This window comes from Halobacterium rubrum, from assembly GCF_021729015.1.
GTDB lineage: Archaea > Halobacteriota > Halobacteria > Halobacteriales > Halobacteriaceae > Halobacterium > Halobacterium rubrum.
Genome location: NZ_JAJQQZ010000002.1, coordinates 66,202 through 81,178, shown reverse-complemented (window position 1 = coordinate 81,178; position 14,977 = coordinate 66,202). Strand labels below are relative to the sequence as shown.

The following is a 14,977-nucleotide window of genomic DNA, read 5'->3' as shown; positions in this document are numbered from 1 at the left end:
ACGAGGTGGAGCGCACCAGCCCTCTCTCCCACCCCGGCCCCCTGTGGCGGGCTCCCCCGGCCCGCCGCCGACCCCCGCTGGCGCTCCACCCCTCTCCGTCGGCCCCCACCGACGAGACGTTGTCAGTATCTCGCGGGTCCCCCGACCCGCACCCCATTCTCACAGAATTAGGCACCGGATAGCCACCGGCTCTCTCCCTCGCTGTCGCTCAGTCGTGCCGGAAACTGCGGTGGCCGGTGAACACCATCGCCATTCCGTGCTCGTCGGCCGCCTCGACGACCTCGTCGTCGTTCTTCGAACCGCCGGGCTGAATCACGGCCTCGACGCCGGCCTCGGCGGCGGCCTCGATGCCGTCCGGGAACGGGAAGAAGGCGTCAGACGCCATCACGGCGCCGTCGGCGTCTTTCCCTTCGGCGTCCCGATCGGCCTTCTTCGCCGCGAGTTCGACGGCGTCCACGCGGGAGACCTGCCCGACGCCGAGGCCGACGGTCTCCGTGCCGTCGGCGAACAGGATGCCGTTGGACTTCACGTGCTTGAGCGTGCGCCACGCGAACAGCATCGTCTCCAGCTCGTCGTCCGTGGGCTCGCGCTCGGTGACGACCTCGAGGTCGTCGGCTTCCGGCGCCCACGTGTCGCGCTCCTGGACGAGCCGGCCGCCGACGAGCGGCTTCTCGGTGACGGTCTCGGTCACCTCGCCGAGTGCTCGCGGCTCGTCGCCGCTCGCTTGTTCCGAGACGCTTCGCGCCTCGCGCCCGACCGAGAGCACCCGCAGATTCGACTTCTCGGTGAGCACGTCGAGGGCGTCGTCGGTGTAGTCGGGCGCGACGACGACCTCCTTGAACGAGTCGGCGACGCGCTCGGCCGTCTCGGCGTCGCACTCGCGATTGAGCGCGACGATGCCCCCGAACGCGCTCTTGGCGTCCGTCGACAGCGCGTCGCTGTAGGCGTCGGCCAGCGTGTCGGCGGTCGCGCAGCCCGCGGGGTTCGTGTGCTTGATGACGGCCGCCGCCGGCTCCTCGAACTCCTTGATCAGGTTCAGCGCGGCGTCGGCGTCGTTGTAGTTGTTGTACGAGAGGGCCTTCGCGCCCTCGTTGTGCTGGTCGGCGTGGACGACGCTGGCCTCCTCGCAGGTGTCGTCGCGGTAGACGGCGGCGTCCTGGTGGGGGTTCTCGCCGTACCGGAGGCCGTCCGCGCGAGTCGTGCCGGTGACGCGGCGCTCGCCGAAGCCGTCGGCGTCGTCGGCCGTGACCGTCACGTCGCTGCCGTCGACCTCGAGGTCGCCCTCGGCGAACCACCGAATCGCCCGGGGGTACGCCTGGAACTCGGCGTCGTACAGCACGCGCTCTTTCAGGGAGTCGCGGTCGTCGTCGTCGAACACCGGGACGGCCTCCTGGGTCACGATGGGGCCGGCGTCCACGTCCTCGCTGCGGACGGAGCCGTCGTCGGCGACGGCGTTCGTCACGACGTGGACGGTGCAGCCGGTGACCGAGACGCCGGCGTCGAGCACCTGCTCGTGGGCGTCGCTGCCGGGGAACGCCGGCAGCAGGCTCGGGTGGACGTTCAGCGTCGCCGGCACCGAATCGAGGAACGCCTCCGAGAGGATTCGCATGTAGCCGTCGAGGCAGACGAGGTCGGCGTCGTAGCCGTCGAGGGCGTCGACCACGCGGCGCTCGTGCTCGCGGCGGGACTCGTCGTCGCCGCGCTCGACCACTTCTGTCGGAATCCCGCGCTCCTCGGCAGCGTCGAGGACGGGCGCGTCGGCGTGGTTCGACACCACCACGGCGAGGTCGGCGCCGCCGGGCTGTCGGTCCGCTACGTGCAGGAGGTTCCGGCCGCGGTTGCTGGCGAGACCAGCGACGTTCGTCATACCGAATGGAGGCACCGCCTCCCGCAAAGCCGTTGCGGTTCCAGATCGGAACGTATGCACGAACGAGCACATAATCGTGGCGTTATGGCGGATTTAACCCTCTCTGTACCCACGACCGTGTGTCGTGTGGACCGGCAGGCTTTTGCTCGGGGCGCCGCCAGTCGCTGCCATGACCGACGAGAACGCCCTCTACGCGGTGTCGCCGCTGGACGGCCGGTACAGCGGCCGCACCGAGGCGCTCGCGCCCTACGCGAGCGAGGCCGCGCTGATGCGCGCGCGAGTCGAAGTCGAAGTCGAGTACCTGCTCGCGCTCACCGACCTCGACGCGATTCCGCTCACGCTCGCCGACGACGAGGCGGCGGCGCTGCGGGCCGCCTACGAGGAGTTCGACAGCGAGGACGCCGCCCTCGTCAAGCGCATCGAGACGGAGGGCGCCCGGGGCTACGACGCCACCAACCACGACGTGAAGGCCGTCGAGTACTTCCTCCGCGAGCACGCGCCGCAGCGCGCCCACGCCTGGATCCACTTCGGGCTCACGAGCGAGGACGTCAACAACCTCGCGTACCGGCTGCTCGTCGCCGGCGCCGTCGAGGACGTTCTGGTCCCCGAGCTCCGCGCGGTCCGGGACGAACTCGTCGACTTCGCCCACGAGCACGCCGACCTCCCGATGCTCGCGCGCACCCACGGCCAGCCAGCGACGCCGACGACGTTCGGCAAGGAGATGGCGGTGTACGCCGCCCGGGTCGGCCGCGCAATCGGGCGCGTCGAGGCCGCAAGCGACGACCTCGCCGGGAAGCTCGCCGGCGCCTCGGGCACGTGGGCCGCCCACCACGCCGCCTTCCCCGACGTGGACTGGCGGGGCTTCTCCCGGTCGTTCGTCGAGTCGCTGGGCATCGCGTACGTCGAGCCGACCACGCAGGTCAACCCCAGCGACGACCTCGCCGCGCTGTTCGACGCCGTCTCGGGCGCCAACGGCGTGCTCGAGGACCTCGCCGTCGACGCGTGGCTGTACGTCTCCCAGCGCTACCTCGGGCAGGAGGCCGCCGCCGGCGAGACCGGCTCCTCGACGATGCCCCACAAGGTCAACCCCATCGACTTCGAGAACGCCGAGGGGAACCTCGCGAAGGCCGACAGCGACCTCGACTTCCTCGGTGAGTACCTCACGTCGAGCCGGCTCCAGCGCGACCTCTCGGACTCGACGGTGAAGCGCAACGTCGGCGCGGCGTTCGCGCACTGTCTGCTGGCGTACCGCAAGCTCGGCGACGGCCTGGACGCCGTCACGCCGAACGAGGCGGTGCTGCGCGAGGACCTGCGTGCGAACCCCGAGGTCATCGGCGAGGCCGTCCAGACCATCCTCCGCCGGGAGGGCCACGACGACGCCTACGAGCGCGTAAAGGAGCTGACGCGCGGCGAGCGCGTCTCGCTGGACGACTTCCGGGAGCTGTTCGCGAACCTCGACGTCGACGAGAACACGCGCGACGAACTCCTCTCGCTGACGCCCGAGACGTACGTCGGCGTCGGCGCCGACGTCGCCCGAGACGCATAAGTCGCCGTTTCACCCTCCAGAAGGCCTATGCGGGCAGCGGCGGCACTGCCGGATATGCAAGAAGACGGCTGTCCCAAGTGCGGCCACGACGAGGTCGACGTCGGCAACATCTCGACGACCGGCTCCGGCCTCTCGAAGATGTTCGACATCCAGACGAACAACTTCCAGACGGTGACGTGCACGTCCTGCGGGTACACGGAACTGTACGCGGACGTGGAGTCCCGCGGGGCGGACCTCGCGGACATCTTCTTCGGGTAATCAGACCAGCGACGACAGCGCGTCGGTCACCACGTCCGCCGCGCGCTGGACGTCCGAGCGGTGGACGTACTCGCGGCTGGCGTGCGCGACCGGGCCGTCGTCGTCGGCGAGCACGCCCGGCCCGAACACGACCGTCGGCGCGTCGGCGGCGAAGTACGACGCCTCCGTCGCCGCGCCGAACGGCCGCGGCGACCCGGCTCCGGCGCCGACGAGCGCGTCGACCACGTCGGCGTCGGCGGGCGTGTCGAACGCTTCGAGGAACGGCGTCTCCCGCTCGGCCGGCACCACGTCGACGCCCACGTCGCCGGGCACCGTCTCCCGGAGGTGCGTCGAGAGGGCGTCGAAGAACACTTCCTGGGTCTCCGGCGGCACCGTCCGGCGGTCCACGGTGATCGAGCACTCGTCGGGAATCCGGTTCGCGGCGTCCCCGCCGCCGGCGATTCGGGTCGGCGTCAGCGTCGGCGGCCCCAGCTCGGGGTGCTCGTCGGGGCCGCGCTCGGCGTCGAACGACCGGAGCGCCCCGAGCGCCGACTCGACGGCGGTGACGGCGTTCACGCCCGAGCCCGGGTCGGCGGCGTGCGCGCCGACCCCCGACAGTTCCACGGTGAACTGGAAGCGGCCGCGGGCGCTCGTGCACGCCGCGAGGTCGGTCGGCTCGCCGACGACGTAGCCGTCCGCGTCGAGGTCGAGGGCAGCGCCGCCCGTCGACTCGGTCTCCTCGTCGGGCGTCACCGCCAGCGTCACCGACCCGGAGTCTGGCTCCACGGCGAGGAAGGCGGCGAGGAGCGCCGCCAGCGGCCCCTTCGCGTCACAGGCACCACGCCCCTGGACCACGTCGCCGTCCCGCTCGAACGGGACGTGTGGCGGCACCGTGTCGACGTGCGTGTTCAGGACGACGTGTGGGCGTCCCGCCCCCTGGGTCGCGAGGACGTTCCCGGCGTCGTCCACGCTCGGGTCGGCACCGTGCTCGCGCAGCGTCTCGACGAGCAGTTCCCGCATCGCGTCGACGGCCTCGTGGCTCGGCGTCCGCACGGCGTCGGCGTGGAACGACAGCGGGTCGAACGCCTCAGGCATCGGGCGCTCGTCGGGGCCGCGCCGGTAGCTCGCCGCTGGACTCGTGGACGGTCGGCCCGGTCAGGCGGGTGCGGCCACCGCTGGGGTCGACGCGGAGCGCGCCGCCCGGCGGCTCGACGGTGACTGCGGTCTCGCCGTCCAGCAGTCCCCGTCGCGCCGCCGCGGCCGCGACCGCGACGGCGCCGGTGCCACACGACTGGGTCTCGCCCTCGACGCCGCGCTCGAACGTCCGCTGTCGGAAGCCACCACTGCCGTCCCGGGACGCCACCGTGACGTTCGCGCCCTCCGGGAACGCGTCGTGGTGCCGGAGCGCCGGCGCGTCGGCGTCGAGGGCCACGCTGTCCACGTCGTCGACGAACGCGACGGCGTGCGGGACGCCCGTGTTCACGGCCGTCACGTCCTCGAAGCCCGCGAGCGACGCGCCGACGACGGGCGCTTCGCTGTCGACCGGCACCGACCCGGGGTCGAACTCGGGGGCGCCCATCTCGACGGTGACCGTCTCGTCGTCCACCTCGGCGCGCCGCGTGCCGGCCTGCGTGTCCAGCATCACGGTGTCGGCGTCCTCGCGCTCGGCGACCCAGCGGGCGGCACAGCGCGCGCCGTTCCCGCACATTGCCGCCGTGGAGCCGTCCGGCTGCACGAGTGTCATCACGGCACGGGGCGGCGTGTACTGTGCCTCGACGGCCAGGAACAGCACGCCGTCCACACCGAGTTCGGCGCACGCGTGCTCGGCGAACGCCGCCCGGTCGGGGACGTAGTGGGCCGCGTCTACAATCGCGAAGTCGTTGCCGGTGCCGTGGTACTGGTCGTAGCGTATCATCGTTCGAGTCTGGTGAGGGATTCGAGGGGTTCGCGTTCGCGGGCGAGCCGGTCGTCACCGCCGCCGTCGAGGGCGACGACCGCGGGCCGCGGCCGCGAGTTGTAGTTCGACGCCATCTCGACGCCGTACGCGCCGGCGTTCCCGACGGCGAACAGGTCGCCGCGCGCGGGCGCCGGGAGGCTGCGGTCGGCGGCGAGGACGTCCGTACTCTCGCAGATTGGGCCGACGACCGAGACGCGCTCGGTGTCTCGGTCGCTGGCATCGGGCGCGAGCGAGCGGACCTCGTGGTGGGCGTCGTAGAGCGCGGGCCGCAGCAGGTCCGTCATCCCGGCGTCGACGCCCGCGAGCGTCGCGCCGCCGGTCGGCTTCACGGTGTTCACCTCGGCCAGGAGGACGCCCGCGTCCGCCACGAGGTAGCGGCCGGGTTCGAGCACGAGGTCGGCGTCGACGTCGGCGAGCGCCGTCCGGACCGCGTTGGCGACCGCACCGAGGTCGAGTGGACGTTCGTCGGGCCGGTAGGGGACGCCGAGGCCGCCGCCGACGTCCACGAATTCGAGGTCCACGGGCGCGCTGCGGGCGACCGTGGCGATTCGGTCCAGCACCTCGCGGTGCGAGTCGAGGTCGGCGGCGTCGAGGATGCCGGAGCCGGCGTGCGCGTGCACGCCGACGACGTCGAAACCCCGCTCGGCGGCGCCCGCCAGTACGCCGGGCGCGTCGTCGTGGGGGACGCCGAACTTCGCGTCGGCGCCCGTCGCCACCTCGTCGCTGTGGCCGGCGCCGACACCCGGATGGACGCGCAGCGCCAGCCGGCCGTCGAACCCGCGCTCTTCGAGGCGGTCGAGGGTGTCGCGGGCGCCGACGACGACCGTCGCCCCGGGCGCGGCGTCGAGGACGTAGTCGAGGTCGCGAGCGGGCGGATTGACGGCGGTGTAGTGGATCTCGCCCGGCTGGAAGCCGGCGGCAAGCGCCCGGGAGACCTCGCCGGCGGAGGCGCACTCGGCGCCCGCGCCCACGTCCCGCAGCGCGTCGAGCACCGAGCCGCCGGCGTTGGCCTTCACGGCGTACAGCACGTCTGCGTCCGGGAACGCAGCGGCGACGCGCTCGTAGTTCGCGCGGACGCGGTCGAGGTCCTGGACGTACAGCGGCGAGCCGTACTCGCCAGCCAGCGAGCGCAGCCGGTCGGCGTCCCAGTCGGCGAGCCGTCGTACGTCCCCGCTGTCGGCCGCGTCCGCCGGCGTCGTCACGACCGCAGCACCTCCTCGCGCTGGGTCGCGTCCAGTGTCTCGGCCTCGAGGTCCATCGCGACGACGGCGGGCTTGTACGCGCCGCCGTCGAAGAGGTCGTGGTCGCCGACCGAGGACTCCACGTAGCGCGTGAACGCCCGGCGCTCCGGCGGCAACTCGCCGTACAGCACCTCGTCCTCGACGAGGTCGTAGACGGGAATCCGGGGCGTCAACAGGGTGTTCTCCCCGACGACGGCGTCCTCGCCGACGACGAACCCCGAGGTGACCCGGCAGCCCGCGCCCAGCGACACGCCGTCCTCGACGACGACCGGGGCGTCCTCGACCGGTTCGAGCACGCCGCCGACCAGAGTGTTCGCGCCGAGCTTCACGTCCGCGCCGATCTGCGCACAGGACCCGACGGTGTCACAGGAGTCGACGAGCGTGCCGTCGCCGACGTGCGCGCCGACGTTCACGAACGCCGGCGACATCAGGATGCAGTCCTCGCCGACGTGGGCGCCACGACGAAGCACGGTGCCGTCCGGCGTGTTCCGGGTGCCGCGCTCCAGCAGGTCGGCGGTGTCCCGCAGCGGCAACACGTCGTGGTAGGCGACGCCGCCGTACTCGCGGCGCTCGGTCCCCCGGAGCGCGAAGTTCAACAGGACGCCGCGCTTCACCCACTCGACGGCTTCCCAGTCGCCGTCTCGCTGCTCGGCCGCCCGGACCTCGCCCGTTTCGAGGGCGTCGAGGAACGCGTCCAGCGTGTCGGCGTCGTCGGCCGTCGCCGTCTCCACGGACAGGTCGGCGTCTTCGTGTCGGTGCCAGAGGTCCAGAATCTCGGTTTCCAGACTCATACGTCGGCAGCCACCTCCGAGAACTCGCAGTAGCCGGCCGGCTGGTCGACCAGCCACGCCGCGGCGTCCACCGCACCTTCGGCGAACACGCGCCGGTCGCCGGCGCGGTGGGTCAGTTCCAGCACCTCGCTGTTGCCGGCGAGCAACACCTCGTGCTCGCCGGTCACGTCTCCGGCACGGCGTGCGTGCACGCCGACCTCGCCCTCGCTCCGGGGCTGGTCGCCCTCGCGGCCGTGGACGCGCTCGCCTTCGCCCCGGGCGTCGTCGATGCGGTCCAGCAGGAGGTTGGCCGTCCCGCTCGGCGCGTCCACCTTCCCGCTGTGGTGAGTCTCCGTGACCTCCACGTCGTACTCGGGGAGTGCGCCGGCCGCTTCCTCGACGGCCGACAGCAGCGCCTGCACGCCGCGGGAGAAGTTCGCCCCGGCGAGCACCGGCACCGCGTCGCCGGCCTCCCGGAGCGCCACCCGGTCGTCCTCGCCCAGTCCGGTCGTCCCAGTCACGAACGGAACGCCGGCGTCGGCACAGGCCTCGGCGTACCGCACGGTCGCCTCGGGCACAGTGAAGTCCACGACGACGTCCGGGTTCCGGCGGTCGAGCAGGGCCGCGAACTCGGCCTCGTCGTCGAGCGCGCCGAACTCCTCGGGGTCGCGGGCGGCGGCGAACGACACCTCGTCGCCCCGGGACTCGAGCACGTTCCGGACGACTCGTCCCATGCGTCCGTCGGCGCCGGTCACGCCAACTCTCATCCGGACACCTCCGTCGTCGCGTCGAGTTCGTCCAGCGCCGCCTCGAGTTCGTCGCGGGCGTCGTCGCCGAGCTCGGAGAGCGGCGACCGGTAGTTGGCGGGGCCGTGGCCGCGAATCTCCTGTGCGGCCTTCACGGGGATCGGGTTCGACTCCAGGAACAGCGCGCGGTTCAGGCGAGCGAGGTCGTGGTGGATTTCGCGAGCGCGTTCGTAGTCGCCCTCGACGGCGCTCCAGACGACCCCGCTGACGCGCTCGGGTTCGACGTTCGCGGTGACGCTGATGGCGCCCCGGCCGCCCACCGAACAGACGGGCAGCGTGAGCGCGTCGTCGCCGGAGAGCACGGAGAACGCCTCGTCCCGGGTGCGTTCGACGACCTCGCTGACGCGGCCGACGTCGCCGCTGGCGGCCTTGTAGCCGACGATGCGGTCGTGGCTCGCCAGCGACGCCACCGTCTCCACGTCGACGTTCCGGCCCGTCCGGGACGGGACGTTGTAGACGATCTGCGGGGCGTCGATGCGGTCGGCGACCTCCCGGTAGTGGGCTTCCATCCCCGCCGGCTCCGGGCGGTTGTAGTACGGCGAGATGAGCAGGAGGGCGTCGGCGCCAGCGTCCACGGAGCGCCCAGCCAGCCCGACCGCCTCGTGCGTGGAGTTGCTGCCGGCACCCGCAATCACGGGCACCTCGCCGCCGACCTCGTCGGCGACGACCTCCACGACCTCGACGTGCTCGTCGTGGGTCAGGGTGGCGCTCTCGCCGGTGGTGCCGACGGGGACCACCCCGTCGACGCCCCGGTCGACGAGCCGGCGGGCGTGCTCTCGCAGTCGGTCGAAATCGATGCTGCCGTCGTCGAACAGCGGCGTCGTCATCGCGGGATAGACGCCGTCGAATGGTGTGTACGTCATGTGGTGTCGGGAAACGCGGTGTCGCAGGTCGTTCGCACAGCGGTGCACGCCGAACCAACCCACCACGGGGACGCTACGCCCGCGGAGAGCCTACTGGGACGGTGTGCGTTTGCGTTTCCCGAACGAGAAACAGCAGGCGACGCTCCCGGCAGCGTCGGAGCCGACGGCGACGGCGGGAGCGCCGAGCATACCTCCCAGTGGCAGGGCCTCCCTGATAGGTCTGTCGTCGCCGTCGGTCGTTGCCACTGTCGCAGCGGGTTCCACGGGTTTTTTGCGCCGTATTGCGTACCACCTCGTGAATGCTGGTCCTCGGAGACGCCCACGCGACCACCGCCGGACGACGGCGGTCGCTGTTCGCCGCCTACCGCGCGGCCGACGAGTCCGTCGCGGTGCAGGCAGGCGACCTCATGTACTACGACGTGCCCTACCAGACGTACTTCATCGGCGGCAACAACGAGGACTTCGACACCATCGAGGCGCTCCGGAACGGCCGTGTCGAGAGCGAGACCGTCTCGAACGTCACCCTCCTCCACAGCACGGCCGAGACCGTCGAAGGCCTCCGGGTCGCCGGGCTCTCCGGGAACTACGCGCCCACCCAGTTCGACAAACCCCGGGCAGTCCTGCGTGGCGACCGCCGCCGGCACTTCGTCCGCGACGACGTCGAGGAAGCGAAACAGCTCGAGGACGTCGACGTCTTCGTCGCGCACGAAGCACCGAACGGCCTCCCTGTCGAGGAGGACTACGAGGTCGGCTGCCAGTACATCGACGAGATTCTGGACGCCCTCGACCCCGACGTCTGTCTGGTCGGCCACCACCACCAGCACGCCGAGAGCGAGTACGGCGACACCCACGTCGTCGGTCTCGAACCGGCGTGGGAGTCCTACTACACCCTCGACCCCGACACGCTCGCCGTCGACCGCTACGACACACCACCCGCCTGACGTACATTCAAGGCGGTGCACGTACGAAGACGGGGTATGCCTCCTATCCAGTCCGACCAGCGGGTCGCCGTTCTCGCCGACTCGCAGAACCTCTATCACTCCGCACAGAGCGTCTACTCCCGGAACATCGACTACTCGTCGCTACTTGAGAAGGGCGTGCAGGACCGCAAGCTCACGCGCGCCATCGCCTACGTCATCCGCGCAGAAGCAGAAGACGAGGACTCCTTCTTCGACGCGCTGCGCGACATCGGCTTCGAGACGAAAATCAAGGCCATCAAGACGTTCGGCGACGGCTCGAAGAAGGCCGACTGGGACGTCGGCATGAGTCTGGACGCCGTCTCGCTGGCCGACCACGTCGACACGGTCGTGCTCTGCACGGGCGACGGCGACTTCTCCCGGCTCTGCCACCACCTCCGCCACGAGGGCGTGCGCGTCGAAGTGATGGCCTTCGAGGAGTCGACGGCCGACGAGCTGGTCGAGGCTGCGGACGCGTTCGTCGACCTCAGCGAGCGAGAAGAGACGTTCCTGCTCTAGACCATCCGGCCGTCGACGCCGGTGCTCCCCATGATGAGGGAGCCGGCGGCGAGGCCCGTCGTGGCGAGCCCAGCGGCGACCAGCAGCGTCGTCGTCGCCGTCGGTGTCAGGCTCGACCACAGCAGCAACGCGGCGCTCGCGAGCAACAGCACGCCCGCGACGCCGATCTTGGTGGTGTCGTTCATACCGCTCCCTTGCGACCCCCTCCACATAAGCGCATCCACTCGGTCTCGAAGCGGCTTTACGCGCGGCCCGCCGACGGCGATGCATGCAGGACGCGGGCATTCCGGCGCTGCGCACCGTCGCCGCCTACCAGTACGGCGCGGGCGCCGGCCGGGCGCTGTTCCCCGAGGACGAGGCCTATCGAGTGGAGCGGTCGAACACCGGCCGCCCCCAGCAGGTCCTCCGCGAGGACGGGAAGCGACTGGTGTCGGTGGGCCTCGACGGCCGGGTCACGCTCGGCCCCGCGGGCGGCCAGCGGCTCGTCGACGCCCTCGAGTTCCCCCGGGCGCGAGTGGTGGTCGGCGACGAGAGCGAGCCGTTCGTCCGCGACGGCAAGAACGTCTTCGCGAAGTTCGTCCAGACCGTCGACGGCGGCGTCCGGCAGGGCGACGAACTCGCGGTCGTCCACGAGAACGGCGACCTGCTGGCCGTCGGGCGCGCCGAACTGGACGCCGAGTCGATGCGGGACTTCGAGGCGGGGATGGCGGTGATGGTGCGGTCCGGCGTCGAAGCGGCCGACTAGCGCGGCTCGACGCGCATCCGCATCTCCTGTTCGGGGTGCATCGTCAGCGACGGCACGAACGACAGCGGCGTCTCCCCCTCGTAGCGGAGCCGGTAGTCGCTGGCGACAGTGGCCACGATGAGTTTCGCCTCCAGCAGCGCAAGGTGTTTGCCGATGCAGTGGCGGGGACCGGCCCCGAACGGGAAGTACGCGAACCGGTGGCGGTCGGCGCGCCGCTCCGGCCGCCAGCGCTCGGGGTCGAACGTCTCGGGGTCGTCCCAGTGGTCCGCGGAGCGGTGGACTGCCCACTGCGGGAGCATGATGGGGGCGTCCGGCGGCACCCTGTACCCGTCTAGCTCGACTGGCTCCTCGGGCGTCCGGAAGATGTTGTACACTGGCGGGTACAGCCGCATGGACTCGTGGATCACCCAGTCGAGGTAGTCGAGCTCCTGCACGTCGTCGATGGTCGGCTCCGACCCCTCATCGAGGGCGTCGTCCAGTTCCTCGTGGAGCCGCGCCTCCACTTCGGGGTGTTCGGACAGCAGGAACCACGTGTACGTCAGCGTCAGCGCCGTCGTGTCGTGGCCCGCCAGCAGCGTCGTCATCACTTCGTCGCGGAGCCGGTCCGGCGGCTGCTCGCCGCGGTCGCGAGCGCGCAGCAGCACAGACAGGAAGTCCATCGGCCCCTCCTCGTCGCTGTTCCCCACTGTCCCCTCGCGTGCCGCGACGATGTCGTCCACGAGGTCCTCGAGCTCGGCGACGGCGGCGGCGAACTCCCGGTCGTCGGGCATCGGCAGCCACTCGGGCGCCGCGAACCGCACGGGGTCCGGTTCGAAGCGCGCGCCCACTGGCTCCAGCGCGTCGCCGACGGCGTCCACGCGCTCGTCGGGCAGCGACACGCCGAGCATCACGTCCAGAATCACGTCCAGTGTCACGTGCGTCATCTCCCCCTCAACGTCGACGGTGCCGCCCACCGGCCAGTCACTGACCCGGTCGGTGGCGTGGTCGACGATGCCCCCGCCGAACCCGGCGACGCGCGCCATCGAGAACGCGGGGTTCGCGAGCCGCCGCTGTTCGCGCCACGTCTCGCCCTCGTTCAACAGCAAGCCGTCCCCGAGCAAGTCCCCGATGGCGTCGGCCTGGAAGTCCGGCTTCCGGAACCGGTCGGCGTCGCTCACGAGCAAGCGCTCGACGAGGTCGGGGTCGGTCACCACGTAGGTCTCCATCGGGCCCATGTCGAAGACAGCGACGCCGTCGTAGGCGCGCTCGACGGCCTCGAGGAACGACATCGGGTCGTCGGCGTACTGGCGGCTGCTCCCGAAGAGGGGCTCTCCGCGCGGACCGGGCGGTGCGTCCTCCATGCCCGACGGTTCGGACTGCACCACCAAAGCCACACGGCCCAACTGGAGGGCCAGACGCGACTGGGGCCGGCTGTGGGCCGCCGCGGCAACTGCGTGGGGTTTTTCTTCCCGCACCGCGAGCCTCTACCCATGTTTGGAGGCGGCGGCATGAACCCCCGGAAGATGCAGCAGATGATGGAACAGATGGGTATCGACGTCGACGAACTCGACGCCACCGAGGTCGTCATCTCGCTGGAGGACGGCAGCGAGCTCGTGTTCTCGGACCCGGACGTCACGAAGATGGACGCCCGCGGCCAGGAGACCTACCAGGTTCTCGGCGACCCCAGCGAGCGCGAGGGCGCGGCCGGTGCCGTCGAGAGCGGTGACGACGACGACGACGAGGAGGACGCTGCCGACGACGGCGGCGACGAGGGCATCCCGCAGGGCGACGTCGACATCGTCGTGCAGCGGGCGGGCGTCCCCGAGGACGAGGCCCGCGACGCGCTCGAAGCGGTGGACGGCGACCTCGCGGCGGCCATCGAGCACCTCGAGTAGTGATGCTGCTGGTGCGGGGCGACCGCGAGTTCCTCGTGGCGCCCGGTGAGGAGCTCCACACGGACCTCGGCGTCGTCGAAGCGCCCGAGGACCCCGAGCCCGGCGAGACCGTCGAGACACACCTCGGCGAACCGTTCACGGTCCGGGAGCTGCGCGGCCCCGACCTGTTCAACCACCTCGAGCGGACGGGTGCGCCGATGATGCCCAAAGACGTCGGGCTGGTGGCCGGGTTCACGGGCGTCAGTCGGTCGGACCGCGTGCTGGACGCCGGCACGGGAACCGGCGTGCTGGCGGCCCACCTCGGCCGGATGGGCGCGGAGGTGGTGACCTACGAGCGCGACGAGGAGTTCGCCGACGTCGCCCGCGAGAACATGGAGCTCGCAGAGGTCGCGGACACCGTCGAGGTGCGGACGGGCGACCTGACCGAGCACCTGGACGAACTGTCGGGGTTCGACGTGCTCACGCTGGACACCGAGAACGCGCCGGAGGTCGTCGCGGAGGCCGACGACCTGCTGGTGGGCGGCGGCTACGTGGCGGTGTACTCGCCGTTCGTGGAGAGCGCGAAGGCGACGGCGGACGCGGCCCGGGAGGCGGGGCTGTCGAGCGTCGAGACGACCGAGACCATCCAGCGCGAGATGGACTTCGACGACCGGGGGTCGCGGCCGTCGACGGCGGGCGTCGGCCACACCGGCTACCTGACGATCGCGCGCAACGAGTAGGGCTGTCCGGCGGCTCCGTCTGGGGGGCGGCTCGCCGCCTCGCTGCCGTGACCGCCCCGCAATCGATCACTCCATAGCCGCCGCTGGTCCCGTCACCGTACTTGAACCTCTGGCCGAAGAGACGGGGCCAGATTCGGGCCGCTGTCGAGCATCCGCGAGCGCCGAAGACGCGAGCGAGGAAACACCCCGCAGTACAGAGCCAGCTAGTTGTCGTCTTCGCGCCAGCGGTGTTCGCACTCCACGCAGATGAAAAAGCGCGTCTCGGACTCGTCGGCGGACCGGATCTGCTGCATGTACCAGTGGGCGCGGTCGTGCTCGCAGTTCGGGCAGACGACTTCGGTGGTGGGGAGCCCGCGGTCCTGAGCGTCGCTGACGTCGACGATCTCGGTCTCCTCCTGGCCTTCGGTGACGACGAAGCTGGCGTCGGGGTCTTTGGGCTGTTTGTTCCCGCAGCTGCCACACACCCAGAGTTCGTCGTCGGCTTTCATCATCGAACCGCAGTCGTCGCAGAATTCCATGTCCAGCGCCTAGCGCGGCCCGGCAGTTAAGCGCCGCGTTTCACCCGTCGCCCTCCGACTGGCCGGGTTCGCCGACGGCGTCCGTCGGCAGCAGGCCGTAGAGCTCGGACTCGAGGTCGTCGGGGCTGACGAAGACGTCGGCGTTCGAGCGGTCGAGGACGTCGGTGAGAGGTTCCTCGCCGTCGGCGTACTCGAGGACGACGTCCTGCAGTTCGACGGCGGCGTCGTCGATCGTCATCGGGTACTCGTGGGACTGTAGCTCGTCACTCAGTCGGTTGAGAGTGAGACGGCGACCCATAGTTCGTGCTACCGTTTCACGCGAGTTACGTGTTTCCCGTGTGTCGTGCCCACTCCCGAAC

At 71.1% G+C, this 14,977-nt stretch carries 18 protein-coding genes; 7 read left to right on the top strand and 11 right to left on the bottom strand.

The features are described 5' to 3' along the window. Window positions 1-208: 208 nt before the first annotated feature. Window positions 209-1,867, bottom strand: coding sequence for a phosphoribosylglycinamide formyltransferase (purN, locus tag LT971_RS07970; RefSeq protein ID WP_237006351.1), 1,659 nt, complete (start codon window positions 1,865-1,867; stop codon window positions 209-211). A 169-nt stretch (window positions 1,868-2,036) separates the two neighbouring features. Between purN and purB the strand changes: the two genes are divergently transcribed. Together purB and LT971_RS07960 are read left to right on the top strand one after the other, a co-directional pair. Beyond that, window positions 2,037-3,413, top strand: a complete 1,377-nt coding sequence (gene purB / locus LT971_RS07965) for an adenylosuccinate lyase (RefSeq protein ID WP_237006350.1) — start codon at window positions 2,037-2,039, stop codon at window positions 3,411-3,413. 54 nt (window positions 3,414-3,467) lie between these two features. Next, complete coding sequence (locus LT971_RS07960) at window positions 3,468-3,671, top strand: zinc ribbon domain-containing protein (RefSeq protein WP_237006349.1); 204 nt, start codon at window positions 3,468-3,470, stop codon at window positions 3,669-3,671. Here the strand turns inward: LT971_RS07960 and LT971_RS07955 are convergent, their stop codons facing one another. The 6 genes from LT971_RS07955 to dapA are packed head-to-tail and all read right to left on the bottom strand — an operon-like array spanning window position 3,672 to window position 9,287. Beyond that, window positions 3,672-4,745 (bottom strand): M20/M25/M40 family metallo-hydrolase, encoded by a 1,074-nt coding sequence (locus LT971_RS07955; RefSeq protein WP_237006348.1) that lies wholly within the window; start codon window positions 4,743-4,745, stop codon window positions 3,672-3,674. Further along, window positions 4,738-5,565, bottom strand: coding sequence for a diaminopimelate epimerase (dapF, locus tag LT971_RS07950; protein WP_237006347.1), 828 nt, complete (start codon window positions 5,563-5,565; stop codon window positions 4,738-4,740). The genes LT971_RS07955 and dapF overlap by 8 nt, the downstream gene beginning before the upstream one ends. Further along, the gene (lysA, locus tag LT971_RS07945; protein ID WP_237006346.1) at window positions 5,562-6,809 is read right to left on the bottom strand and encodes a diaminopimelate decarboxylase; all 1,248 of its coding nucleotides are present in this window, start codon (window positions 6,807-6,809) and stop codon (window positions 5,562-5,564) included. The genes dapF and lysA overlap by 4 nt, the downstream gene beginning before the upstream one ends. After that, window positions 6,806-7,639: a 2,3,4,5-tetrahydropyridine-2,6-dicarboxylate N-succinyltransferase gene (locus LT971_RS07940; protein ID WP_237006345.1), complete on the bottom strand. Its 834-nt coding sequence runs from the start codon at window positions 7,637-7,639 to the stop codon at window positions 6,806-6,808. The genes lysA and LT971_RS07940 overlap by 4 nt, the downstream gene beginning before the upstream one ends. Then, the gene (dapB, locus tag LT971_RS07935) at window positions 7,636-8,385 is read right to left on the bottom strand and encodes a 4-hydroxy-tetrahydrodipicolinate reductase (RefSeq protein WP_237006343.1); all 750 of its coding nucleotides are present in this window, start codon (window positions 8,383-8,385) and stop codon (window positions 7,636-7,638) included. The genes LT971_RS07940 and dapB overlap by 4 nt, the downstream gene beginning before the upstream one ends. Further along, entirely contained in the window at window positions 8,382-9,287 is a 906-nt protein-coding gene (dapA, locus tag LT971_RS07930; protein WP_237006342.1) for a 4-hydroxy-tetrahydrodipicolinate synthase, read from the bottom strand. Before dapA ends, dapB begins: the two co-directional genes overlap by 4 nt. Window positions 9,288-9,586: 299 nt before the next feature. Here dapA and LT971_RS07925 point away from each other — a divergent pair, with 299 nt between their 5' ends. Both LT971_RS07925 and LT971_RS07920 read left to right on the top strand, forming a co-directional pair. Then, window positions 9,587-10,228 (top strand): metallophosphoesterase family protein, encoded by a 642-nt coding sequence (locus tag LT971_RS07925; protein ID WP_237006341.1) that lies wholly within the window; start codon window positions 9,587-9,589, stop codon window positions 10,226-10,228. A gap of 36 nt (window positions 10,229-10,264) precedes the next feature. Next, window positions 10,265-10,762, top strand: coding sequence for a LabA-like NYN domain-containing protein (locus tag LT971_RS07920; protein ID WP_237006340.1), 498 nt, complete (start codon window positions 10,265-10,267; stop codon window positions 10,760-10,762). Here the strand turns inward: LT971_RS07920 and LT971_RS07915 are convergent. Further along, complete coding sequence (locus LT971_RS07915; RefSeq protein ID WP_237006338.1) at window positions 10,759-10,947, bottom strand: hypothetical protein; 189 nt, start codon at window positions 10,945-10,947, stop codon at window positions 10,759-10,761. The genes LT971_RS07920 and LT971_RS07915 overlap by 4 nt on opposite strands. 83 nt (window positions 10,948-11,030) lie before the next feature. Between LT971_RS07915 and LT971_RS07910 the strand changes: the two genes are divergently transcribed. Next, window positions 11,031-11,507, top strand: coding sequence for a PUA domain-containing protein (locus LT971_RS07910; protein ID WP_237006337.1), 477 nt, complete (start codon window positions 11,031-11,033; stop codon window positions 11,505-11,507). On the opposite strand, the gene LT971_RS07905 is transcribed toward LT971_RS07910, so the two are convergent. Then, complete coding sequence (locus tag LT971_RS07905; protein ID WP_237006336.1) at window positions 11,504-12,847, bottom strand: cytochrome P450; 1,344 nt, start codon at window positions 12,845-12,847, stop codon at window positions 11,504-11,506. The genes LT971_RS07910 and LT971_RS07905 overlap by 4 nt on opposite strands. A 129-nt stretch (window positions 12,848-12,976) precedes the next feature. Between LT971_RS07905 and LT971_RS07900 the strand changes: the two genes are divergently transcribed. Together LT971_RS07900 and LT971_RS07895 are read left to right on the top strand one after the other, a co-directional pair. Continuing rightward, on the top strand, window positions 12,977-13,381 hold the full coding sequence (locus LT971_RS07900) for a nascent polypeptide-associated complex protein (RefSeq protein ID WP_237006335.1): 405 nt from the start codon (window positions 12,977-12,979) through the stop codon (window positions 13,379-13,381). Then, window positions 13,381-14,100, top strand: a complete 720-nt coding sequence (locus tag LT971_RS07895) for a methyltransferase domain-containing protein (RefSeq protein ID WP_425293288.1) — start codon at window positions 13,381-13,383, stop codon at window positions 14,098-14,100. Before LT971_RS07900 ends, LT971_RS07895 begins: the two co-directional genes overlap by 1 nt. 203 nt (window positions 14,101-14,303) lie before the next feature. On the opposite strand, the gene LT971_RS07890 is transcribed toward LT971_RS07895, so the two are convergent. Together LT971_RS07890 and LT971_RS07885 are read right to left on the bottom strand one after the other, a co-directional pair. Further along, window positions 14,304-14,618 (bottom strand): transcription factor S, encoded by a 315-nt coding sequence (locus tag LT971_RS07890; RefSeq protein ID WP_237006333.1) that lies wholly within the window; start codon window positions 14,616-14,618, stop codon window positions 14,304-14,306. A 40-nt stretch (window positions 14,619-14,658) separates the two neighbouring features. Next, entirely contained in the window at window positions 14,659-14,916 is a 258-nt protein-coding gene (locus LT971_RS07885) for a DUF5789 family protein (RefSeq protein WP_237006332.1), read from the bottom strand. Window positions 14,917-14,977: the final 61 nt, after the last annotated feature.